The 22,951-nt window shown below is 71.2% G+C and carries 16 protein-coding genes; 5 read left to right on the top strand and 11 right to left on the bottom strand.

The window, feature by feature from the left end; all coding sequences use genetic code 11:
* Positions 1-212: 212 nt before the first annotated feature.
* The 6 genes from ACIA5G_RS31655 to ACIA5G_RS31630 form a co-directional block, all read right to left on the bottom strand.
* A complete protein-coding gene (locus ACIA5G_RS31655; protein WP_395929792.1) occupies positions 213-1,442 on the bottom strand; it encodes a DUF222 domain-containing protein in 1,230 nt (409 codons plus the stop codon).
* A 137-nt stretch (positions 1,443-1,579) separates the two neighbouring features.
* Complete coding sequence (locus tag ACIA5G_RS31650) at positions 1,580-2,263, bottom strand: flavin reductase family protein (protein ID WP_395929790.1); 684 nt, start codon at positions 2,261-2,263, stop codon at positions 1,580-1,582.
* 94 nt (positions 2,264-2,357) lie between these two features.
* Positions 2,358-3,167 (bottom strand): FAD binding domain-containing protein, encoded by an 810-nt coding sequence (locus ACIA5G_RS31645; protein WP_395929788.1) that lies wholly within the window; start codon positions 3,165-3,167, stop codon positions 2,358-2,360.
* Entirely contained in the window at positions 3,164-3,634 is a 471-nt protein-coding gene (locus ACIA5G_RS31640) for a (2Fe-2S)-binding protein (RefSeq protein WP_395929786.1), read from the bottom strand. Before ACIA5G_RS31640 ends, ACIA5G_RS31645 begins: the two co-directional genes overlap by 4 nt.
* Positions 3,631-5,895 carry a xanthine dehydrogenase family protein molybdopterin-binding subunit gene (locus ACIA5G_RS31635; protein WP_395929784.1) on the bottom strand — a complete coding sequence of 755 codons (2,265 nt, stop codon included), beginning with the start codon at positions 5,893-5,895 and terminating at the stop codon, positions 3,631-3,633. The genes ACIA5G_RS31640 and ACIA5G_RS31635 overlap by 4 nt, the downstream gene beginning before the upstream one ends.
* A gap of 55 nt (positions 5,896-5,950) precedes the next feature.
* Positions 5,951-6,715: a sulfite exporter TauE/SafE family protein gene (locus ACIA5G_RS31630; RefSeq protein WP_395929782.1), complete on the bottom strand. Its 765-nt coding sequence runs from the start codon at positions 6,713-6,715 to the stop codon at positions 5,951-5,953.
* Between the two features lie 270 nt (positions 6,716-6,985).
* On the opposite strand from ACIA5G_RS31630, the gene ACIA5G_RS31625 reads away from it, so the two are divergent.
* Positions 6,986-10,087, top strand: coding sequence for a discoidin domain-containing protein (locus ACIA5G_RS31625; protein WP_395929780.1), 3,102 nt, complete (start codon positions 6,986-6,988; stop codon positions 10,085-10,087).
* A gap of 83 nt (positions 10,088-10,170) precedes the next feature.
* Positions 10,171-11,217, top strand: a complete 1,047-nt coding sequence (locus ACIA5G_RS31620; protein WP_395929778.1) for a LacI family DNA-binding transcriptional regulator — start codon at positions 10,171-10,173, stop codon at positions 11,215-11,217.
* On the opposite strand, the gene ACIA5G_RS31615 is transcribed toward ACIA5G_RS31620, so the two are convergent.
* Both ACIA5G_RS31615 and ACIA5G_RS31610 read right to left on the bottom strand, forming a co-directional pair.
* Entirely contained in the window at positions 11,160-14,093 is a 2,934-nt protein-coding gene (locus tag ACIA5G_RS31615; protein WP_395929776.1) for a glycoside hydrolase family 3 C-terminal domain-containing protein, read from the bottom strand. The genes ACIA5G_RS31620 and ACIA5G_RS31615 overlap by 58 nt on opposite strands.
* Positions 14,090-15,796, bottom strand: a complete 1,707-nt coding sequence (locus ACIA5G_RS31610) for a discoidin domain-containing protein (protein WP_395929774.1) — start codon at positions 15,794-15,796, stop codon at positions 14,090-14,092. Before ACIA5G_RS31610 ends, ACIA5G_RS31615 begins: the two co-directional genes overlap by 4 nt.
* A 515-nt stretch (positions 15,797-16,311) precedes the next feature.
* Here ACIA5G_RS31610 and ACIA5G_RS31605 point away from each other — a divergent pair.
* Positions 16,312-18,525 (top strand): discoidin domain-containing protein, encoded by a 2,214-nt coding sequence (locus ACIA5G_RS31605; protein WP_395929772.1) that lies wholly within the window; start codon positions 16,312-16,314, stop codon positions 18,523-18,525.
* Here the strand turns inward: ACIA5G_RS31605 and ACIA5G_RS31600 are convergent.
* Both ACIA5G_RS31600 and ACIA5G_RS31595 read right to left on the bottom strand, forming a co-directional pair.
* On the bottom strand, positions 18,516-19,988 hold the full coding sequence (locus ACIA5G_RS31600; protein WP_395929770.1) for an FAD-dependent monooxygenase: 1,473 nt from the start codon (positions 19,986-19,988) through the stop codon (positions 18,516-18,518). The genes ACIA5G_RS31605 and ACIA5G_RS31600 overlap by 10 nt on opposite strands.
* Entirely contained in the window at positions 19,985-20,947 is a 963-nt protein-coding gene (locus tag ACIA5G_RS31595; RefSeq protein WP_395929768.1) for an MBL fold metallo-hydrolase, read from the bottom strand. Before ACIA5G_RS31595 ends, ACIA5G_RS31600 begins: the two co-directional genes overlap by 4 nt.
* Positions 20,948-21,044: 97 nt before the next feature.
* Here ACIA5G_RS31595 and ACIA5G_RS31590 point away from each other — a divergent pair, with 97 nt between their 5' ends.
* Positions 21,045-21,575 carry a MarR family winged helix-turn-helix transcriptional regulator gene (locus ACIA5G_RS31590; RefSeq protein ID WP_395929766.1) on the top strand — a complete coding sequence of 177 codons (531 nt, stop codon included), beginning with the start codon at positions 21,045-21,047 and terminating at the stop codon, positions 21,573-21,575.
* 3 nt (positions 21,576-21,578) lie between these two features.
* On the opposite strand, the gene ribA is transcribed toward ACIA5G_RS31590, so the two are convergent.
* Positions 21,579-22,211, bottom strand: coding sequence for a GTP cyclohydrolase II (gene ribA, locus ACIA5G_RS31585; protein WP_395929764.1), 633 nt, complete (start codon positions 22,209-22,211; stop codon positions 21,579-21,581).
* An 87-nt stretch (positions 22,212-22,298) separates the two neighbouring features.
* On the opposite strand from ribA, the gene ACIA5G_RS31580 reads away from it, so the two are divergent.
* Positions 22,299-22,931: a LysE family translocator gene (locus tag ACIA5G_RS31580; RefSeq protein ID WP_395929762.1), complete on the top strand. Its 633-nt coding sequence runs from the start codon at positions 22,299-22,301 to the stop codon at positions 22,929-22,931.
* Positions 22,932-22,951: the final 20 nt, after the last annotated feature.

The raw sequence follows: 22,951 nt of genomic DNA, 5'->3' as shown, positions 1-22,951 counted from the left end.
TCTGGTGGCGGTTGCCGGCGAGACGTTGACTGGGCCGGCGCGTGCGGGGTCTGTGGTGTTCCGGGTTCGGTGTGGGTGGTCGGATCGGTCCGTGCGGCGGGGGCTTCGGCTGTGGCGACCGGGGGCGAGATGGTGACCGCTTGCCGGGGACGTGGGCGTGGGCCCGTAGCCGGTTGGCTGCGGGCCTTTCCCATCTTTGGTTGATTGGTTGATCAGGCCGCGAACGGCAACGGTTGATGCAGGTTGTTACGCCGAGGTTTTCGACGTTTGTCCAGGAAAACCGGCGGAAGGAACTCCGGCAACCCGTCAGGAGCGATGCGGACTTCCCAACCTGACCGGTGCAACAGCCGATGATGGTGGCCGCACATCAACACCAAGTTCCCGAGTTCAGTCGGACCACCGTCGGCCCAATGCCGCACGTGGTGACCTTGACAGTGCCGAGGTGGGCGATGACAACCGGGGAAGGCACAACCACGGTCACGCAGAAACAACGCCCGGCGCATACTCGAGGTGATCAAGCGGCAGCGACGGCCCAGATCCAGCGGTTCGCTCTTCGTACCCAGGACCGCGGGGATGAGCGTGGCGTCGCAGGCGTGGAGGCGGGCCTCGGCCGCGCTCATCAGGCCGGTGTCGCCGAGGATCGCGGAGCCGAGGCCGGACTGCAGGTCACGCAGCGACACCGCGACCATCACATGAGCACGTTCACCAGCCTGGGTAGGCACCTCGGGGGCGTTGAGAGCCAGGTCTAGCACGTCGGAGAACGCATCCCCGTAACGCTCCTGCGGGGAGCGGAAGTCGGGACCTTCGTCGCCGGTGCGGCGTTCGGCGAGAGCGTCGAGCAGGGCGCTGGCCCGGGTGCCGGTCTCGTCGTCGAACCGGCCATGCAGCTCCCAAGTGCCGGATCTTTTACGACGCAGCGAGAGTTCGCGGCTGGGTGTGGCGGGTTCGGTGCTGTCGGGTTCGGATCCGTCGGGGTCGAGGTGGGCCAGAATCCGGCCACCGAGAGCGGCGACCTGCTTGTGGCCAGCATCCTCGGCGAAGTCGAGCAGGTGCCGCTCGGCCTCCTCCCGCTCCGCAGGCGGAACCTGGGTGAGCACCCCGACGATGGTGTCGATCATCGGATTGCTCAACCGCCCATCCTGGGCAGCAACCCCGGTCGCAGGCGCCAACGCGGCAACCGGACTGCCGTCCAGGGCACGGCCCGGACGTAAAGCCCGAGCTCGCTTCACGACCGTCTCGGCAGCAGACTTGGGAATATCGGCGAGATGTTCGAGCAGCCGAGCAACAGAGCGGTACCCGAACAATTCCATGACACCCCGCCCCTCAATTTCCACAAGAAGGACACCAAGCTCAGCCTCAGCAGACCGCATCGACGCAAGCAGCGAGCCAATACGGTCGGCGAGTCCCACCGCATCAGCCTGCCAAACCGCGTTGTCGTCCACAGCAAAAACAATACCGCCAACCCGAACAAATGTTCATCACACGATCAGGTAGCAACAACCCAAAGTGTCCACCCACCGAAACACCAAAAAAAACCGGCAGGTAAATCGAAGCGCGGGGAAAGCCGCATCTTGAAAACTCAAGACAACCGAGCCCGCTCAATATCAGGCCCCCGATAAAAACTCTCAGGAATCCGAGCCAAGGTAGAAGGATGAACCTGAGACCCAAGCCCATAAAGCTTCTGAAAACTCATGATCAACGGCCGCCAAGCATCAGGATCAATCCGATCCTCATGCCCGGCCAGCCGAACGGAGTCATGAACAAAAACCCGCTGAACCCGAACCTCGATGGCAACGATCCCACCCCGCTGAGCAGGATCTTCATCGGCAACCGGATGCACAGCCTCGACAACAGCCTCCATGGCAACCGGACACTCGGCAACCCGAGGCGGAGCAACGGTCTCGGAAGGAACCGGCGTCAACCCGGCCCGGGCGAACTTCTCGGCCACGTGGAAATACCCACGCTTCTGCTTCCCAGGAGGAACCGGATCAGAACCAGTGGTCAACGCAAGCCGGTCAACAGCCCCGGCAAGCGCGTCCGAAGGCAGGTTGAGCACACACTCACGCGTGCGCAGGAGGTTCTGGGCAGTCTTGGACCGCGCCCCGAGCCCGAGCATCGCGCGCCAGCCGAGCCAAAACGCCGACGACATCGGGGCCAGGTTGGCCGAGTCGTCCTCGTTGGTGCTGGAAATGAGCACCACCGGGGTGCCGAAGTAGAGGATTCCGGGCTCGATGGCCGTGTGCGCAAGGGTTTCCGTCTTCACGACCCCGAGTGTGCCGCCCCGGGAACACCGGGCGCTGGCGGGAATCGGCCGTCGTGATCACCGGCACCCCCTGGAGGTGCCGGTGATCACGAGCTCAGCTCGCCTGCGTCAACGCCCGGCGGGTCAGGACGCGCGCCAGGTGGCGGCGGTAGTCCGCCGTCGCGTGGGGCTCGTCCGGCGGGTTCGTGCCGTCCGCGGCCAGCGCGGCCGCCTCGGCGATCGACGCACCGGAGGCCAGCGCGGCCTCCGTGGCCGTCGCCCGCAGCGGCACCCCGCCCATGTTGACCAGGCCGACGCGGCCGCCGACGACGGTCACCCCGACCATCGCCCAGTCGATCGCGCGGCGGGTGAACTTCTCGAAGCCCCAGCCCTGTCCGGTCTGGGCCGGCAGCCGGATCTCCGTCAGCAGCTCGTCCGGCTCCAGCGGGGTCGTGAACGGGCCGAGGAAGAACTCCGCCGCCGGGATGCGCCGCTCCCCCGCCGGGCCGCGTGCGACCAGCACGGCGTCCGACGCCAGGATCGCCGCGGGCAGGTCCGCCGCGGAGTCGGCGTGCACGAGCGACCCGCCGATGGTGCCGCGGTGGCGGACCTGCCGGTCGCCGACCTCGCCGGACACGCGCGCCAGCAGCGGCGCGTGCTCCAGCAGCACCGGATCCCGGGTGAGGTCGCTGTACCGCGACAACGCGCCGATCGCGACGTCGTCGCCGTCGAGCCGGACGTACCGGAGCTCGTCGAGCGGCCCGATGTCGATCAGGTACTCCGGCGCGGCCAGCCGCAGCTTCATCAGCGGCAGCAGGGAGTGCCCGCCGGCCAGCACCTTGGCGTCGTCACCGTACGACGCCAGCCGCGCCAGCGCCTCCTCCACTGTGGACACCCGCTCGTAGCGGAACTCGGCGGGGATCACCGGTCCACCTCCTGACCCGAAGCGTCGACCACCGCGCTGACGATGTTGTGATAGCCCGTGCAGCGGCACAGGTTGCCCTCGAGCCCGGCCCGCACCTCGTCACGTGACGGCTTCGGGTTGTCCGACAGCAGCGACACCGACGCCATGATCATGCCCGGCGTGCAGAACCCGCACTGCAGGCCGTGCTGCTCGCGGAAGGCACGCTGCACCGGGTGCAACGAGCCGTCCGGTTCGGCCAGGCCCTCGACGGTGGTGACGGCGTGGCCGTCGGCCTGCGCGGCGAGCACCGTGCACGACTTGACGGACTCGCCGTCGAGCAGGACCGTGCAGGCGCCGCAGGACGTCGTGTCGCAGCCGATGTTCGTGCCGGTCAGCCCGGCGGTGTCACGCAGGAAGTGCACCAGCAGGGTCCGGTCGGGCACCTCCTCGGCCACCGGCCGCCCGTTGACCTCGATCGAGACCTTCACCGCTCGTTCTCCTTCTGCGCTTCTTCGAGTGCGGCCCAGACCCGGATGGGGGTCGTGGGCATGTCCAGGTGGGTGACGCCGCGCGCGGACAGCGCGTCGACCACGGCGTTGTGCACCGCCGGGGTCGACCCGATCGTCGCCGCCTCGCCGATCCCCTTGACGCCCAGCAGGTTCCGGTCGGTCGGTGTGGCCATGTCGACCAGCTCGAAGTCCGGCAGCTCGACGGCGGTGACGAACGAGTAGTCCGCCAGGGTCGCGGTGGTCGGGTTGCCGTCCTCGTCGTAGGTGACGACTTCCATCAGCGCCTGCGCCGCGCCCTGCCCGAGCCCGCCGTGGCGCTGGCCGCGGAAGGTCAGCGGGTTGACGATCGGTCCCGCGTCGTCGACGGCGATGATCCGGCGCAGCTCGACCTTGCCGGTCTCGGTGTCGACCTCGACCACCGCCAGGTGCGCGCCGAACGGGAACGTCGGCTTGCCGCCGCCGAACCAGACGTCGGCGGAAAGCTTGCCCTCCCCGGCGGTTTCGGCGACCTGCGCCCAGCTGAGCACCGTGCTCGACGGCGCACCCTTGACCTGCCAGACGCCGCGTTCGGCGTCCAGTTCGAGGTCTTCGGCGGACGCTTCCAGCAGGTCGGCGGCCAGCTCACGAGCCTGCGCGATGACCTCGTCGGCCGCCTGCCGGATCGCCGAGCCGCCCAGCTGCAGCGACCGGGAGCCGAAGGTGCCGACGGCCTTCGGCACCTCGTCGGTGTCGCCGTGGCGGACGGTGATCTTCTCCAGCGGCACGCCGAGCTGGTCGGACAGCAGCATCGCCAGTGACGTGCCGAGCCCCTGCCCGTGCGGTGAGCTGCCGGTCCAGGCGACCACCGAGCCGTCCGGGTGGATGTCGACGCGGCCGCTCTCCCCGCCGGAGTCACCGCCGGTGATCTCGACGTACGCGGCGATCCCGAGGCCGATTTCGACCGGGTCGCCGGCCTCGCGCCGCCGCTGCTGCTCGGCCCGCAGGTCCGCGTACCCGGCGGCCTCGAGGACCTTGTCCAGCGCCGCGGCGTACTCGCCGGTGTCGTAGGACGCGCCGGTCGGCGTCTGGTACGGGAACTCCTCGGGCCGGATGAAGTTGACCCGGCGGACCTCGGCCGGGTCCATCCCGATCTCGTTCGCGAAGACGTCCATCGCCCGCTCGAGCGCGGCGGTCGCCTCCGGGCGGCCCGCGCCGCGGTAGGCCGCGATCGGCGTCGTGTTCGTGACGACCGCGCGGCTGCGGGTCTCCACCTTCGGGAACCGGTAGACGCCGACGGCCATCAGCTCGGTCAGCGTCGGCAGGAACAGCGTCCGTGGGTAGGCGCCCGCGTCCTGGATGACGTCGAGGCGGTAGGCGAGGACGGTGCCGTCGCGCTTCCCGCCGATCGTCACAGTGTTCTGTTGCGCGCGGCCGTGCGTCATCGCCGTCAGGTTCTCGCTGCGCGACTCGACCCAGCGCACCGCGCGGCCGAGGCTCTTGGCCGCCCAGCCGAGCACGGTCGCTTCGGGGTCGGCGCCGATCTTCGCGCCGAAGCCGCCGCCGACGTCCGGCGCGATCACCCGCACCTGCTCCTCGCCGACGCCGAGGCTCGCGGCCAGCTGCGTCCGGGCGATCTGGGCGTTCTGGGTGGAAAGCCAGACCGTCAGCCGGCCGTCTTCGCCCCACACGCACGACGCGCCGCGCCCTTCGAGCGGCGCGGGCGCGACACGCTGGTTCACGATTGTCCGCGACACGACGACTTCGCACTCGTCGAAGATCGAGTCGTCGAACGTCTCCGCGCCGTTGACCTGCACGACGTTGCTGCCGGTCTCCGGGTACAGCAGCGTCTCGTCCGCCAGCGCCGCGTTGATGCTCGCAACGGCGTCCAGCGGGTCGTAGTCGATGTCGACCAGCTCGGCCGCGTCGGCCAGCTGGTAACGCTCCTCGGTGAGGACCAGCGCGACAGGTTCGCCGACGTATCGGACAATTCCGTCGGCCAGCCACGGTTCCTTGACCGGCCCGGCGGCGTGCGGGTCGAGCCCGAGGTCCGCGGCGGTGTACACGCCGAGCACCCCCGGCGCCGCCTTCGCCTCGCTCACATCGATGCTCCCGATCCGCGCGTGCGCGATCGGACTGCGGACGAACACCGCATGCGCGGCGCCGGAAAGCGCTTCCTCCCGCAGATCGTCCACGTAGGTGCCGCCCGCGGTGATCAGATTTTGATCCTCCTGGCGGACCACCCTGGTCCCGACAATGCTCATCTGGTCTCCTGCTCGCCGTTACCCGCCCGATCATGCCTTGTCCGGCGGGCCGGCGTCACGCGGTGAAGGCCTGCCAACCCAGCACGATCGCGAGGCCGAGCCCGGCAACCCCGATCCCGATGCGCAACGGCGTCGCCGGCAGGTGCCGCACCAGTGTCGACCCCAGCCACGAGCCGGCGAGCGACCCGAGGCAGACGGCGAGCGCGGCGGTCCAGACGACCTTGCCGGTGACGGAAAAGACGACCGCGGCGAGGAGGTTCGCCGAGCCGGTGACCAGGTTCTTCGCCGCGTTGGTCCGGGCGAGCGGCTGCGTCCACACCGACACCAGCAGCGCGAGCATCAGCACCCCGGCGGCGGCGCCGAAGTAGCCGCCGTAGACGCCGATGAAGAACGCGGCGACACCGGTGGCCGGGCGGAGGCCGTGGTGTTCGGCGCCTTCGGCCAGCCGGCGCAGCCGCGGGCCCGCCATCAGGACGATCGAAGCGGCGCCGATCAGCCACGGGACGATCGCGGTGAACGCGTCGGACGGCGTCAGCAGCAGGACGGCCCCGCCGGCCGCGCCGCCGACGGTGGTGATGACGCACAGCGGGATGATCCGGGCCCGCTGCCCGGCGAGCTCCGGCCGCGCCCCGGCGGCGGCGCCCGCGGTGGTCCCGAGCATGGCGACGGTGTTGGTGACGTTCGCGATCACCGGCGGCAGCCCGGCGGCGAGGAGCGCGGGGTAGGACACGAGCGACGCGAGCCCGGCGATGGCCCCGGTCAGGCCGGCGCCGACACCGGCGAGGACGAGCAGGAGGAGTACGCCGGGATCCGTGATCACGTTGTCATCTCAACACGGCGGGGTGCCGCGGCCGCGGTGAGCTTGGTCCTACCGGCCGGCGAGAGATGCCATGAACGACCCTTTCCGGGCGTCGGACGCGGTGAAAGGGTCGTTCATGACGGCCGAGCCGGCGCCGGTATAGGTCGTTATACGAATTAGCCAGGCATTGTCCGAAACCGGACTGGATCGGCCGCCGGGCTTGCCCCGCCGCCGCGCGGCATCCCAGAATCGCCGCGGAATGACAAGGTTGTCAGCGAGTGGAGGCCGGTTATGGGTGAGCTGAACCGGCGGCGGGCGCTCGGGCTGCTGGGTGCGGGCGGCGTGGCCGCGGCACTGGCCTCGGGTCTGCTGCCGGACATCGCGCGGGCGGCCGACGGAGCGCCCCGAGCGGGCGCGGCACCGGACCCCGTCGCCGCCACCTACCTGCGGGTTCTCCTGCGCCACACCCGCTGGGCCGAGCAGCAGTTCGACCCCGTCGCCGGGATCTACCCCGCCCGCGACTTCACCTTCGCCGTTGTCCTCGGCAACGCCCTCCTGCTGACCCGCGACGGCTACGACGCCGAGACGGCCGGCGTCGAAAAGGACGTGCTCAAGGCCCACACGCTCGCCACCATCCGGCACTTCGCCGCGTCGAACCTCCTCACCGGTGGCGCCGAGTGGGGCCGGAAGCTGTTCTTCGACACCACCTTCCAGTCGTACTTCGTGCTCGCCGCCCGTCTCTTGTGGACGGAGCTGGACGCCACGACCCGAAGCCAGGTCGAACGCATCACCACCGAGCAAGCCGCCTACACGACCGCGCTCGGCACCGGCGACGACCCCACCTCGGGCAGCTGGACGCCGAACGGCCGGCAGGGCGGCTACGTCGGGGACACCAAGCTCGAAGAGATGGGCGTCTACGCCCAGTCGCTCGCTCCCGCGCTCGCCTGGGCGCCGGACGACCCGCGCGCGAAGGACTGGCGGGACGCCTTCGGCGCGTGGAGCCGCAACGAGGCCGGGCTGCCGGCCGCCGACCTGGCCAACCCACGGCTCGTCGACGGCGTCCCGGTCAGCGCCAACACCGCCACGAACCTATACGACACCTTCCTGGTCGAGAACCACGGCTCGTTCGGCCCGCACTACCAGGAAGAGCTCTGGCGCACCTCCGGCCGGAACTCGATGCACTTCCTCGCGGCCGGCACGCCGCTACCCGAGGTGCTCACCGCGCAGCCGAACGGCGAACTGCTCTGGCGCACCATGCTGCTGATGACCAGCGACGCCGGCGAGCCGCTGATGCCGATGGTCGCCGACCGCGAGCACCTCTACGGCCGCGACGTCATCCCGCTGGCCTTCCGCGCCCAGGTGCTCGGTGACCGCTACGCCGCCCGAGCCGAGGCGCAGCTGGCCGCGCGTCTCGAGCCGTACCAGGCTTACGCGCCCACCGACCGGATCACGAAGTTCTCGGGTGAGCCGAAGTACGAGCCGGAGGCGCGCGCCGAGCTGGCCATCAGCTACCTGCTGCACGAATGGCGGGCCAAGCACGGCGGCCCGGTGCGCCCCGTAACTGAAAACGAGTTCGACACCCACGCCGCCGGGGTCGCCGACTTCGGTGCCGCCCCGGGCCTGCTCGCCCACCGCTCCCCCGCCGCCTGGGCCGCGACGGTGAGCAAGGCCGGCTTTGTGAAGTTCGCCTGGCAGCCCCACCACGACGACTGGCTCTTCGTGCTCGGCGGCGCGAACCCGATGCTGCTCCCGGCCACGAACATCGCCGTGAGAGAACGTCACGCCACCACCTACAAGACGGTCCGAGACGGCTTCGACGGCACGTTCGGCGTCCTGCGCTTCGACACCGGGTACGCCGCCCTCGCCACCCTCCCGACCGGCGCCGCGGTCTACGCCAGCACCGGCGTCGCCGAGAGCGAAGGCGCCCTGAACGTCTACAACCTCACCATGCCGGGTGTGCCGGGTCTCGACGGCGACCGCACCTACACCGCCGCCGAAGGCAAGGTGACGCTCAAGGCGCAGGCCGCTCCCACCGGCGCCCGCACCGACGAGCTGACGTTCACCCGGGTCACCGCCCGCCACGTCCGGATGCTCGGCGTCCAGCCGGACCCGCAGTACGGCTACTCGCTCTGGGCGTTCGAAGTCCGTGACGGCGACGGCCCGGACCTCGCGCGAGCCGGCACGGCGACCGCGTCGTCCGCGGCGCCGGGCAAGGAGGCCAAGTACACGACCGACGGCAACCCGGCCACCCGCTGGGCAGTGTCCACATCGGACCGGACGCGGGCTGACAGCTGGCTCGCGGTCGACCTCGGCGCGCCGCAGACCGTCGACCGCGTGCGGCTGAGCTGGGAGGCCGCCGCCGGGCGGAAGTACCGCATCGAGACCTCGCCCGACGGCGTGACCTGGACGCCGGCGGTGAGCTACCCGGTGCCCGCGCTGCGCAGCACGAGCGGCTGGCTGGACGTCGACGGCCGGGCCGGGGTTGTGGTCGCCGGCCCGAACCCGCTCACCGTCACCGCCGACCGCGTCACGCTCTCGGACGGCCCGGCCGCGCCCCTGCTCGCCGAGCTGTACCCCGATCCCGCGAACCTCGCGAAGCTGGCCGGACGCGCTCGCGCCACCACCACGGCGCCGGCGGTCCGCACCACCGTCACCGACGGCTTTCTGGTGCTGGTCAACCTTTCCGGCGCCCCGGCCGGCGGCACGGCGACCCTGCCGCAGGACCGCGGCGCCGTGCGGCTGCACCGCGGTGAGCAGGTCGTCACGGCGAGCGGCACGGAGTTCTCGTTCAGCCTGGCCGCCGCCGAAGGCCGCATCGAACCGCCCCGCTTCACGCTCCGGGGTGCGATGCCGGGACTGAAGGCGGTCGTCCGGGACGCGAGCCGCGTCGACCTGACGGCGCCGGCCGGGTTCCTCCCGGTCGTGGTCACGGTGACGCCGGACGGTGGCCGGCCGCGGCCGGTGGTGCTGCCGCCACGGCGGACCGTGCCGGTCGTGTTCGGGGACGTCCGGCCGTATCCCCTCGACGACCTCGCACTCGGCGCCGTCACCTTCCCGGCGGAGCCGCTCCCGCCGGGGATGTCGAGCCCCGACGCGGCCGTCGACGACGACCCGAAGACGGCGTGGCGGCCCGGCCCCGGCGGCCGGATGGTCGTTGATCTCGGTGCGGCGACGGCGGTTTCAGCGGTGGAGCTCGCCTGGTCGGCCGGGCGGGTGCCCGGCACGACCGTCGAGACCAGCACCGACGGCCGGACCTACACGGCGGCGGCTCGTCCGGCGCGAAGCCGCACCACCTCGATCGCCGTCCGTGGAGCAGCCCGATACATTGCGGTCCGCACGCTCGACTGGCGAACCGGCGACGCGAGCCTCACGAGGTTGTCCGTGCGGACTTGATCGATCTCGCACCGCTCGCGCCGGGGCCGGGGGCGAGTACCTTGGCACCACAGAGCTTGCCCGCCCCTGGCTCGGGAGGACGGATGCGCGTCACGATCGCCGAGGTCGCCCGCCGCGCCCGGGTGAGCAAGACGACCGTGTCGAGGGTGCTCAACAACAAGGCCGATGTGGACGCGGCGACCGCGATCCGGGTGCGCGAGGTGATCGCGGCGACCGGCTACATCCCCAGTGCCGGTGCGGTCGGGCTGGCCCGGGGGGTGACCCGCACGGTCGGGATGCTGGTGCCGGGGCTGACCTGGCCGTGGATGGGCGAAGTGCTGCAGGGCGTCGCCGACGTCGTGGAGTCGAAGGGCTACGGCCTGCTGCTGTCCACCGCCAACCGCGGCGCCGACTCCCTGGAGGAGTTCTCGCGGCAGGTGTCGGCGAAGGCGTTCGACGGGCTCCTGCTCGTCGAACCGCCGGACGCGGTGCGCCACCTGCGGGTGCTGCACGACTCCGGGCTGCCGGTGGTGGTGATCGACGACCGCGGCCGCCGGCCCGCGTTCCCGTCCGTGGGCACGAGCAACCGGCAGGGCGGCGCGGCCGCGGCCCGCCACCTCCTGGACATCGGCCGCACCCGGCTCGCCACCGTCACCGGCCCGCGCGACTTCGGCTGCACGAGCGACCGGCTCAACGGCTTCCACGACGCCGTCCGCGAGGCCGGTCTGACGCTCGACTCGCGGCTGATCATCGAAGGCGACTTCACCGGCGAAAGCGGCGAGGCCGCGATCCTCCAGCTCCTCGAAACGGGCCCGGCGTTCGACGCGGTCTTCGCGCACAACGACTTCACCGCGGCCGGGGTGCTCGCCGGGCTCCGGAAGGCCGGCCGCGCGGTGCCGGGGGACGTCGCCGTGGTCGGTTTTGACGACATCCCCCTGGCCGCGCACACCCAGCCGCCGCTGACGACGATCCGCCAGCCGTCACGGGAGATGGGCGAGGCGGCCGCGCGGCAGCTGCTCGCCCAGCTGGGTGGGGCGCCCCAGCCGGGCGAGCCGCTGATCGTGCCGACGTCCCTGGTGATCCGGGAGTCGACTCAGGAGACGGTCAGCCCCGCCGACAACGGGACGTTGCGCGACGAATCACCGAGGTAGACCCGGTACTGCCCGGCGTTCGTCGTCCACGACCCGGCCCAGTGCGCGAGGTCGCGCGGGGTGAGCGGGAACGACACGACCTGGCTCTGCCCGGGGTCGAGCTGCACCTTCTTGAATCCCTTCAGTTGTTTGGGCGGCTCTCCGTTCGCGGCTGGCTGCCCGACGTAGAGCTGGACGACGTCGGCGCCCGCGCGGGTGCCGGTGTTGGTGACTGTCGCCGTCACGGTTGCCGTGCCGTTGGTCCCCTGCGGCGTGACGACCAGGTTCGAGAATCCGAACGTCGTGTACGACAGGCCGAAGCCGAACGGGAACAGCGGCTCGATGTTCCGGGCGTCGTACCAGCGGTATCCGACGTTCAGGCCCTCCGAGTACTCGATCCGGTCGTTCGCGCCCGGGAACTGCTGGACGTTCGCCGTCGGCAGGTCGGCGATCTGCTTCGGGAAGCTGACCGGCAGCTTGCCCGACGGGTTGACGTCGCCGTAGAGCAGCGACGCGATCGCGTTGCCGTTCTCCTGGCCCGGGTACCAGCCCTCGATCACCGCGGCTGCCTTCGACAACCACGGCATCGTCACCGCCGAACCGGTGTTGAGCACGACGATCGTGCGCGGGTTCGCAGAGGCCACCGCGTCGATCAGCTCGTTCTGCTGGTTCTGCAGGTCGATCGTGTCGAGGTCCTGGGTCTCGGACTCGCCGTAACTGGCGAACACGATCGCGACGTCCGCGGCTTTCGCCGCCGTGACCGCACCGGGGATGTTCGGCGTCTGGACGTGCTCGCCCGCGCCGTCCACATAGGACACCGTGACGCCGGACCCGGCCCGCGCCTTGATGCCGTTGATCGGGTTCACCGACGCCGGGGAGGGATTGACCTTGGCGCTGCCGCCGCCGATGTTCTGCGGGTCGATCCCGTCGCCGCCGGACAGCGCGATCGACTTGGTCGACGCCGTCAGCGGCAACACGCCGTTGTTCTTCAGCAGCACCGACCCGGCCGCCGCGACGTCCCTGGCAGTTGTCACGTTCGCCGCGTTGGTCACGACCGACTGCGGGGTGCCGCGCCGGGCCCGGTCGAACACGCCGAACTTGACCATCTGGGTCAGCACGCGCCGGACCATGTCGTCGACCCGCGCCTGCGTCACCTCGCCGCGGGAAACGGCGTCGAGCAGACCCTGGCCGAAGAACGCGCCGCCGGGCATCTCCATGTCGAGCCCGCCGTTGGCCAGCTGCCGCGGGCCGCCGGTGGCCGAGCCCCAGTCGGAGCCCACGAACCCGCCCCAGTTGGCGTTCTGCTTGATCGCGGTCGTGAGCACGCCGCTGCTCTGGCAGGCTGGGACGCCGTTGATCTGGTTGTAGGCGCACATCATCGACGCGACCTGGCCCTGGCTCGCCACCTGCTGGAACGCCGGCAGGTACAGCTCGTGCAGGGTCCGGTCGTCGATGATCACGTTGTCCGACGGCGTCCCGCGCGACGCCCCGGCCTCGACGTTGTAGGCCGCCGCGTGCTTGGCCTGCGCCATCACGCCCTGGCTCTGGATGCCCTGGATCGTCGCGGTCCCGGCCGCGCCGGCGAGGTACGGGTCCTCGGCGTAGGTCTCGAAGTTGCGGCCCCACCGGGGGTCGCGGACCAGGTTGATCGTCGGGCCGAGGGCGATGTCGACACCCTTCCCGGCGAACTCGGCGCCCATCGCGGAGCCGTACCGGTTCATCAGGCCGGTGTCCCAGGTCGCCGCCGCCGACACCGGCGCCGGGAACTGGGTGACGCCGTCGAGGCCGTCACCGACCCCGGCCGGGCCGTCCTGCAGGCCGAGCGCCGGGATGCACAGCTCGGGCACGGCGTCGGTGTTGCCGATGTACGGCCCGGTCGCGCCGTTGCCGTGCAGCACCTTGATCTTCTGCTGCGCGGTCATGGCCGCCATGAGCTGGTTGACGCGGTCGGCGACGGGCGCAGTGGACCCGACCCACGGGCAGCCACCCGGGTTGGTCGGCGTGGTTGTCGGCGGTGCGCTGTCACTCGTGTGCACCGCGAACTCCCACAGCGAGATCCCCCACTGCGTGGCCCGCGCGGTGGCGTTGAGCCGGACGTACCGGGCGGCGCCGGACACGGCCGGGTGCTCGATGCCGCCCGCGCCGGTCACGGTAGCCGCCGTGGTCCACGACGAGCCGTTCGTGGACAGCTGGATCGTGTACGCGCTCGCGTACGCCGCCTCCCACGTCAGGTCGACGCCGCAGACCGGACGTGAACTGCCGAGGTCGACCTGGATCCACTGCGGGTCCGCGGCCAGGCTCGACCAGCGCGTACCCGGATCGCCGTCGAAGGCGGCGGACACCGGAAACGCGTCGGACTGGACACTGGACGCCGACGACGGCTGCCGCAACGCGGCGTTCGCGCTGCCGCACGCCTGCGCCGCACCGTCGCCGAACACCTGGAACTCCCACAACGACACACCCCACTGGGTCGCGCGCTGGGTGGTGGTCAGGCGGACGTACCGGCCACTGCCCGACACCGGCAGCGTCTGCGTGCCGCCGGTGCCCGTCGTCGTCGAGTACACAGTGGACCATTGGGTGCCGTCGGCGGACGCCTGGATCGTGAACGCCTTCGCGTAGGCGGCCTCCCACTGCAGCACCACCTGGTTCAGCGGGTACGCCGAGCCGAGGTCGACCTGCAGCGTCTGCGGGTCGGCGGCCAGGCTCGACCAGCGGGTACCCGGGTCGCCGTCGACCGCGGCCGAAGCCGGGAACGCGGCGTTCTCGCTGGAGGACGCGGTCACGGCGTGCCCCTGCGAGAGCAGCGCCGGAGCCGCCTGGGCCGTGAACAGCGGCGCGGTGAGCAGTCCGGCGGCCACCACCGCGCCGGTGACGAGCGCGAGCCGTCGCCTCCTCATTGATACACCCGGACGTAGTCGATCACCATGTCCTGCGGGAGCACGGTCCCGGCTCCCGGCGGACCGGGGAAGTCCCCGCCGATGGCGTTGTTGAGGATCAGGAAGAACGGGTGGTCGTAGACCCACGGCCCGCGCGTGCTCTCCACCGTGGCGCGGTTGATCGTCTCGAAGGCGTTCCCGTCGACGTAGAAGGTCATGTGCGACGCGTCCCAGTCGAGACCGAACTTGTGGAACCCGGCGGAGACGTCCTGGCCCAGGTCGAGGGGCGCGCCGATGCCGCCGGCGCCGTTGTAGGCCGGGGCGTGGATGGTCGAGTAGGCCAGGTTCGGCGACTTCCCGACGTGCTCCATGATGTCGATCTCACCGCAGTTCGGCCACGGCGTGCCGCTGAAGAAGTTCGCGCCGAGCAGCCAGAACGCGGGCCAGAGACCCTGCGTGCCGGACACCTTGATGTTCGCCTCGACGTGGCCGTAGGTGAAGCTGAACTTGCCCGCGGTGTTGATCCGGCCCGAGGTGTACTGGCAGGTGCCGCTGCCACTGATCGGGTCGATCGGGCACGCCGAACCGGGTGTCGCCTCGCGGCGGAGCTGGATGACGAGGTTGCCGCGGCCGTCCTGCTTCGCGTTGTTGTTGTTCGTGTAGTACTCGAGCTCGTTGTTGACGCCGGGGCCGGTCTCGGCGGTCCACTTGCTCGCGTCCGGGGCCGCGCCCGAACCGCCGTTGAACTCGTCGCTCCAGACCAGGGTGCCCGGGAAGCGCGGGGCCGGCGGCGCGGGCGGCGGGGTGGTCGGGTTGCCGCCGGTGCCGTAGACGTCGAAGCCCCACAGCGAGTAGCCGTAGCCGTTCGACCGGGCGGTGCCGTACATCCGGACGTAGCGCCCGGAGCCGTTGACGGTCAGCGTCTCCTTGAAGCCCTTGCCGGTGGTGGTCGAGTACAGCGACGTCCAGTTCGTGTTGTCGTTCGAAACCTGGATCTGGTATGCGACGGCGTAGGCCGGGTCCCACTGCAGGACCACCTGGTGCACGGTCGCGGTCGCGCCGAGGTCGACGGTCAGCCAGCCCGGGTCGACCCAGCCGGTGGTGGCGCTGGTCGCCCAGCGGGTGGCCGGGTCGGCGTCGAACGCCTTCGCCGGGAGGCAGCCGGGGCAGGCGCCGTCGTCCTGGTAGGACGAGGCCGAGCCGGACTTCCCGTACGACAGCAGGACATCACCGGGCTGGGTGGTGCCGCCCCCGCCGTAGACCTGCAGCTCCCACAGCGAGTAGCCGTACTGCGTGGCGCGCTGGGTGCCGGTGAGCCGGACGTACCGGCCGCTGCCGGTGACGGCGAGCGTCTGGTTCCCGCCGGTCGCGGTGGTCGTCGAGTAGAGCGACGTCCAGGTCGCACCGTCGGTGGACGCCTGGATCGTGAAGGCCTTGGCGTAGGCGGCTTCCCAGTTCAGCACGACCTGGGACAGCTGCTGGGTGGACCCGAGGTCGACCTGGAGCCACTGCGGGTCGCTGAAGCCGCTCGACCAGCGGGTGCCGGGGTCGCCGTCGACTGCGGCGCTCGCTCCGAACGCGGCGGACTCGCTCGAGGACGCCGTCACGGGACGGCCTTGGGAGAGCAGGACGGGCGCGGCCTGGGCGACCGGCGCGGTGAGCAGGGCGGCCAGGGTCAGGGCGAGGACGGCGAGTGCGCTCCAGCGGACCCGGGTTCTCGGCATGCGGCGTTGCATGGGCACCTCCACGGCGAACCGGCGCCGGGGCGGCCTTGCCCCGGCGCGGATCGGCTCACGTGGTCCTCGGCGCGGGGTGTGGGCCCCACCCTTCGGAACGCTCTTAGTTCAAGATATAAATAAAGAGCTGCAAAATGTCAACGACACTGCGCCGGACGGTCGCGGACCACCTCGCGGACTGGTCCGGGAGAACGAATCCGCGCCGGATCCTTGACGCCGCGGACACCCGCGCTGTTAACTGCGAACCGCCGGACGGAACCGGTTCCGTGACCGCCACCCGGGATGGTTCCCCCGCACCAGAACACTTTTCGGGCTGACCGGTTCGCGCCGTCGCACCTGCCCCGGCACCGCTCTTCCGGCTCACGATGCCGGACGGGTGCCCCGCGCGCGAACCCGCCGCACCACCCGACACCGGCGCGAGCTGTGGGGCTCGCCCGGTCCGCCGCCGCCCGGCACCGCCGCGCGGCTCCTTCCGGCGTCCGTTCCGAGCAGCAGGCAGGCAGATGAGATCAACGACGTTCTCCCCGGTACACCGCCTACTCGTCCTCACGACCACCCTCGTCACCGCGCTCACCACCGCGGTGGTGGTCGGCTCCGCGCCGGCCCAGGCCGCCGCGTGCGGGACCACCAACCTCGCGCAGGGCCGCACCGCCACCGCGTCGTCCACCGAGAACGGCGGGACACCCGCGTCCGCCGCGGTCGACGGCAACACCGGCACCCGCTGGTCCAGCGCGTTCGCCGACCCGCAGTGGCTGCAGGTCGACCTCGGCTCCGCGCAGCAGCTCTGCGACGTGGTGCTCAGCTGGGAAGCCGCGTACGCCAGCGCGTTCACCGTGCAGCTCTCGGCCGACGCGAGCACCTGGACCACGGCGTACTCGACCACCAGCGGCACCGGCGGCACGCAGACCGTGCCCGTCACCGGCACCGGCCGGTACCTCCGGATCACCGGCACCCAGCGGGCGACGGGGTACGGCTACTCGCTGTGGGAGGTCGCGGCGCACGGCACCGGCGGCGGCACCACCATCCCGCCGACCGACCCGCGCAACCCGGACCTCGGGCCGAACGTGTCGGTGTTCGACCCGTCGACCCCGGCCGCCACGATCCAGAACCGGCTGACGCAGATCGCGAACCAGCAGCACACCAACCAGTTCGGCAACGAGCGTTACGCCGTGCTGTTCAAGCCGGGCACCTACACCGCCGACGTCAACCTCGGCTTCTACGAGCAGGTCGCCGGCCTCGGCCTCTCCCCCGACGACGTCAACCTCAACGGGCACGTCCGCGTCGAGGCGGACTGGCTGCAGCAGGGTGACAACCCGGCCAACAAGGGCAACGCGACGCAGAACTTCTGGCGCTCCGCCGAGAACCTGTCGGTGACGCTGCCGGCCGGCCAGGTCGAGCGCTGGGCGGTCGCGCAGGCCGCGCCCTACCGGCGGATGCACCTGAAGGGCAGCCAGATCCAGCTGTGGAACGGCGGGGACGGCTGGGCCAGTGGCGGCCTGATCGCCGACAGCAAGATCGACGGCCAGGCGGTTTCCGGTTCACAGCAGCAGTTCCTGACCCGCAACAGCGAGCTCGGCAGCTGGGCGGGCGGCGTGTGGAACATGGTGTTCGTCGGCTCGACCGGCACCCCACCGGCGTCGTTCCCGAACCCGCCGGAGACGGTCGTCGGCCAGACCCCGGTGATCCGCGAGAAGCCCTTCCTCTACGTGGACGGTTCGGGCAGCTACAACGTGTTCGTGCCCGCGGTGCGGCAGAACTCGGTCGGCACCAGCTGGGGCCACGGCGCGCCGGCCGGCTCGTCGATCTCGCTCAGCGAGTTCTACGTCGCCAAGCCGTCCGACTCGGCCGCGACGATCAACGCGGCGCTGGCGGCGGGCAAGAACCTGCTCGTCACGCCGGGTGTGTACCACCTCGACCAGGCGCTGAACGTGACGCGCCCGGACACCGTGGTGCTCGGCCTCGGCCTCGCGACGCTGCAGCCCACCAACGGGACAGCGGCGATCAACGTGTCCGATGTGGACGGCGTGAAGGTGGCCGGGCTGCTGATCGACGCCGGCGCGGTCAACTCGCCGGTGCTGATGCAGGTCGGGCAGCCGGGCTCGAACGCCAACCACAGCGCCGACCCGACGTCGCTGCACGACGTGTTCTTCCGGATCGGCGGCGCCGCCGTCGGCCGGGCGACGCAGACGCTGGTGGTCAACTCGAACAACGTCATCGGCGACCACATGTGGCTGTGGCGCGGCGACCACTCGAACGGCGTCGGCTGGAACGTCAACACCGCGGCGAACGGCCTGGTGGTCAACGGCGCGAACGTGACCATGTACGGCCTGTTCGTCGAGCACTACCAGCAGTACGAGGTGCTCTGGAACGGCAACGGCGGGCGCACGTACTTCTTCCAGAACGAGATGCCGTACGACCCGCCGGACCAGGCGTCCTGGACCAGCGGCGGTGGCCGGCAGGGCTGGGCGGCGTACAAGGTGGCCGACTCGGTGACCAGCCATGAAGGGTGGGGTCTGGGCAGCTACTGCTTCTTCCAGACCAATCCGTCCATCGTTGCCAGTCACTCCTTCGAGGTGCCGAACAACGGCGGGGTGCGGCTGCACAACCTGGTGTCGGTGTCGCTCGGCGGGGTGGGCACGATCGCCCACGTCGTCAACGACACCGGTGACCCGGCGAACACCGCCCACCAGGTGAGCCCGCTGAACAACTACCCGTGACACCGCTGCAGGGCCCGGCCGAGCTCCGCCGGGTCCTGCAGCACCGCGGCGACGTACGCGTCCGGGCGGACCAGCCAGGCCTCGCCCGGACGCGCGCCCAGCGCCCCACCCGCCGGGATCTCCACAGACCGCAATCCCTTGGCTTCGACACCGGGGGTCGTCAGCAGCAGGAACCCTTGCCGGGCCAGGTCCCGCAACCGTCCACCCGGGACGGTGACGTCCGGCAGCAGCACCCCGGGCCCCGGCGGTGGCAGGGCGCCACGCGGCGGCCGGCCGGCGAACGGGCGTCCCGGATCCGGTGTGGTCAGCGGTGAATCGGCGTACCAGAACGGCTCGGCCAGCCGGCCCGAGTCGACCTCGGCGTGCACACCCCCGGCCAGCACCTCGGCGCGGCGCCGGCGGCGTGCTTCGTCCTGGGGCACCAGGAAGTCCATCGTCGCCGTGGTCACCTCGGCGTTCTCCACCGCGGCCGCGTGCCGCTCGGTGTGGTAGCTCTCCAGCAGCTCCTCCCCCGCGTGCCCGCGCAGGACCCAGGCCAGCTTCCACGCGGCGTTCTCCGCGTCGGCGACACCCGAGTTGAGCCCGCGCGCACCGAACGGGGCGACCAGGTGCGCGCAGTCCCCGGCCAGCAGCACCCGCCCGGCCCGCATCCGCTCCACCAGCCGGGTGTGGAACCGGTACACCGAGCGCCAGACGACCTCGTACGGCCGGTCGCCGAGGATCGCCCGGATCCTTTTGTCCAGGGCACCGCCGGTTTCCTCCGCGGTGAGGTCGTAGTCCTCCGGGACCTGCCAGTCGATGCGGAACTGCGAGCCCGGGCACGGGTGGATCAGCACCTGGCGCCCCGGGTTCCACGGCGGGTCGAAGTAGAACCGGCGCTCCGCCGCCCAGCCCGGCAGGTCGGCCCGGATGTCGCAGATCAGGAACAGGTCCCGGAAGGACACCCCGGTGAGGTGCTGCCCCAGGGCCCGCCGCACGACGTCACCGCGGGCGCCGGTGGCGGCGATGGCGTAGTCGGCCTCGATCCGGCGAGGCCCGTCCGCGGTCTCGCAGAGGATTTCGACGCAGCCGGGCTGGGTCAGCCCGGTGACGCGGTGGCCGCGACGGACGTCGATCAGCGGCTGCTCGGCGATCAGCCCGTCCAGGACCTCCTCGACCCGCCCCTGCGAGAGGTTCACGAACGGCGGCAGCGCGGACCCGCCGTCCGGCAGCTTCAGCGAGAACAGCTCCCGGTCGCGGTGGAACGTCCGCGCGGTCGTCCAGGTCAGGCCTTCCTCGGCCAGGCAGCCGGCGCCGAGCGACGCCCAGACGTCCAAAGTGTCCCGTTGCTGGCAGATCGCCTTGGAGCCCACGGGATCGCGCACCGGGTGCTCGTCGACGAGCACCACCGGCACACCCCAGCGCGCGAGCAGCAGCGCGGCCGTCTGGCCGACCGGGCCGCTGCCGAGGACCGCGACCGTCATCCTTGCAGCTGGTCCCAGACTTCGCGGTCCCGTTCGGCCGTCCACACCACCGGCCGCTCGATGCCGCCCAGCTCGTCCCACAGCCGGGAGACGTCGAAGGGCAGGCAGTGCTCGAAGATCGGCCAGTGCCCGTAGCCCTCCACGAGCGCCGCGTGCGTGCGCTCGAAGGCTTCCTTGAGCGTCCCGCCGGCGTCGCGGACGGCGCCGACCTCGCGGAGCATCGTGGTCAGGAAGTGCCGGGTCTGCGCGATGGCGGCGTCGACGGCTTCGGTGCCACGGCTCACCCCGCCGCGGCCGCCGATCAGCACCTCGGCGCCGAACTCGGCCACCCGGTCCAAAGTGGACGACGACCACTCGCGGTGGAAGGCGTCCCCGGTGTACAGCGCGGCTTCGGCCTCGACGAGGTCACCGGCGTAGAGGATCTTCTGCCGGGGCAGCCAGGCCACGAGGTCGCCTTCGGTGTGGCCGCGGCCGCAGTACTGCAGCACGAGGTCACCGCGGTCACCGCCGAGGTCGATGGTGAGCCGGTCGGAGAAGGTCAGCGTCGGCCAGGTCAGCCCGGGCACCGATTCGGCGGCCTTGGCCAGCCGCGGCATCCGGCCGAACTCGCTCTCCCAATCCTCCTTGCCGCGCTCGGCGACCAGCGCGCGGGTGTTCTCGTGCGCGACGATCACCTCGGCGTCGAACGCCGACGCGCCGAGCACGCGGACCGCGTGGTAGTGGCTCAGCACCAGGTAGCGCACCGGTTTGTCGGTGTGTTCACGCAGCTTCGCGAGCCACTCGCCCGCGGCGACCGGCGTGGCCAGCGCCTCGAAGCAGACGAGGAAGTCCTCACCCTCGATCGCGCCGATGTTCGGATCGCCTTCCGCGGTCAGCGCGTAAACGCCGTCCGCGAGCACCTCGAGGGTCTGCGCTTTCTCCGCCAGGTCGGCCGAAGAGGCGAAGGCTTTCTTCGTCATGACGAGCGCTCCTTGGTCGTCAAAGGTTTGACTATCGTCGGGCCAGGCTAACCCGCCGGGCCGCCGCGCGGAACCCCTCGTCGCCTAACCTGGGCCGATGACCGACCGACCGGCCGACCTCGACTACCTCTCGTTCGTCGACTACGCGATCGGGAAGACGCAGGCCGAGCTGCCCGCGACCGACCCGGTCGCGATGCGCCTCGGCCTGACGCTGCACCGGCTGGCCGGCGCGCTGGTCTACGACTGGGAATCGACGGTCCACCGCCCACGCGGCCTGAGCTGGGGCGGATTCCGTGTGCTGTTCGTGCTCTGGCTGGCGGGCCCGCTCGAGTCCCGTCACACGGCCCGGCTCGCCGGGATGAGCCGGGCGGCGGTGTCGGCGCTGGTCAAGACCCTGGAACGGGACGGCCTGGTGACGCGCACCCAGGTCCCCCACGACCGCCGCGCGGTCGAGCTCGCGCTGACGACGGCGGGCCACACGGCGGTGACCGACGCGTACCAGGCGCACAACGCCCGCGAACAGGCCTGGTCGGCGTCCCTCACGCCGTCGGAACAGACGGTCTTGATCGGGCTCCTGGAGAAACTGACCACGGGCCCGGCGGCCGCGGCGGCCCAGCGGCTGGCTTGAGCCTCAGCTGGCCAGCCCGGGCAGCGTGTGCCCGGTCCGCTCGACCTTCGCGCGGAGATAGCGGACGTTGTTCTCGGTCGCGAAAACCCCGGTCGGAACCTGGTCACGCACCGCGATCCCGGCGTTGCGAAGCTGCGCCGCCTTGTCGGGGTTGTTGGACAGCAGGTCCACCTCGTGCACACCCAGCGCCTCGAGCATCTGCGCGGCAACGGTGTAGTCACGCGCATCCTCGGGCAGCCCGAGCGCGGCGTTCGCGGCGTAGGTGTCGAGCCCACCGTCCTGCAGCGCGTAGGCGTCGAGCTTGTTGTACAGCCCGATCCCCCGGCCTTCCTGCCGCAGGTAGAGCAGATAACCACCGGCCTCGGAGATCCGAGCAACGGCTTCGGCCAGCTGCGGCCCGCAGTCGCACCGCGCGGACCCGAAGACGTCCCCGGTGAGACATTCGGAGTGCGGCCGCACGAGCGGCACCTCACCGGGCGTGCCCAGCACGAAGGCCAGGTGCTCACCACCGTCGGCCAGGCCACGGAAGGTGACGGCTTCGGCCTCGACCGCGACGCCACCGTCGAGCCGCAACGGGATCCGCACCCGCGTCCGCACCTCAGCCGCCGTCACGCCGTCGCCCCTGGAGTCACCCACAAGATCGACCCTACACGAAGTTCAAATTCGAACATCCCTGGTCACCACGCGGGAAAACCGGTGGCGGCCGGGTCGTATCCTCGGCCCATGATCCCCGGCGCCACCGCTGCTTCGTTCCTGCTGGTCGTCCTACTCGGAGCGATGTCCCCCGGGCCGGACTTCGTCGTGGTGACGCGAACCTCCCTCACCGGCGGCCGGCGGGCCGGGTTCGCTGCCGGCGCCGGGATCGCGCTTGGTGTCTTCGCCTGGGTCGTCGCCATCGCGCTCGGCGTTGCCGCCGTGCTGACCGCGTCGGCCGTGGCCTTCACCGTGGTCAAGCTGGTCGGGGCCGGCTACCTCGTCGTGCTCGGGGTCAAGAGCTGGCTGGCCGTGCGCCGCGGCGACTACCGGGACCTGGGCGACGACAAGGCAGCCGAGCCGCTCAAAGCCGGGGCCGCCTTTCGGCAGGGGCTGTTCACCAACCTGCTCAACCCCAAGGTCGCGGTGTACTTCCTCGCGCTGCTCCCCCAGTTCCTGCCCGCGGACGGCTCCACCCTGCAGACGCTCGAACTCGCCGTGATCGCCACCGCCGGCACCGTGCTGTGGTTCTGCGCCCTCGCCCTCGTCGTCGGGGCGCTCAAGCGGTTCTTCAGCAACGGGCGCGTCCGGCGGGGGCTCGACGCGGTGCTCGGCAGTGTGCTCGTCGCGCTCGGGATCAAGGTCGCCGCGGAAACGGCCTGAGGGCCCGCCGAAAACGGGCC

Source organism: Amycolatopsis sp. NPDC051758 (assembly GCF_044453095.1).
Classification (GTDB): Bacteria; Actinomycetota; Actinomycetes; order Mycobacteriales; family Pseudonocardiaceae; genus Amycolatopsis.
Note: the sequence above shows the minus strand (reverse complement) of the source record. Positions and strands in the feature narration are given on the sequence as shown.

Coding starts and splice junctions, on each gene's coding strand:
- ACIA5G_RS31635 (WP_395929784.1), bottom strand. CDS start 5,895: ATGAGCATTGTCGGGACCAGGGTGGTCCGCCAGGAGGATCAAAATCTG.
- ACIA5G_RS31625 (WP_395929780.1), top strand. CDS start 6,986: ATGGGTGAGCTGAACCGGCGGCGGGCGCTCGGGCTGCTGGGTGCGGGC.
- ACIA5G_RS31620 (WP_395929778.1), top strand. CDS start 10,171: ATGCGCGTCACGATCGCCGAGGTCGCCCGCCGCGCCCGGGTGAGCAAG.
- ACIA5G_RS31615 (WP_395929776.1), bottom strand. CDS start 14,093: ATGAGGAGGCGACGGCTCGCGCTCGTCACCGGCGCGGTGGTGGCCGCC.
- ACIA5G_RS31610 (WP_395929774.1), bottom strand. CDS start 15,796: ATGCCGAGAACCCGGGTCCGCTGGAGCGCACTCGCCGTCCTCGCCCTG.
- ACIA5G_RS31605 (WP_395929772.1), top strand. CDS start 16,312: ATGAGATCAACGACGTTCTCCCCGGTACACCGCCTACTCGTCCTCACG.
- ACIA5G_RS31600 (WP_395929770.1), bottom strand. CDS start 19,988: ATGACGGTCGCGGTCCTCGGCAGCGGCCCGGTCGGCCAGACGGCCGCG.
- ACIA5G_RS31595 (WP_395929768.1), bottom strand. CDS start 20,947: ATGACGAAGAAAGCCTTCGCCTCTTCGGCCGACCTGGCGGAGAAAGCG.
- ACIA5G_RS31590 (WP_395929766.1), top strand. CDS start 21,045: ATGACCGACCGACCGGCCGACCTCGACTACCTCTCGTTCGTCGACTAC.
- ACIA5G_RS31580 (WP_395929762.1), top strand. CDS start 22,299: ATGATCCCCGGCGCCACCGCTGCTTCGTTCCTGCTGGTCGTCCTACTC.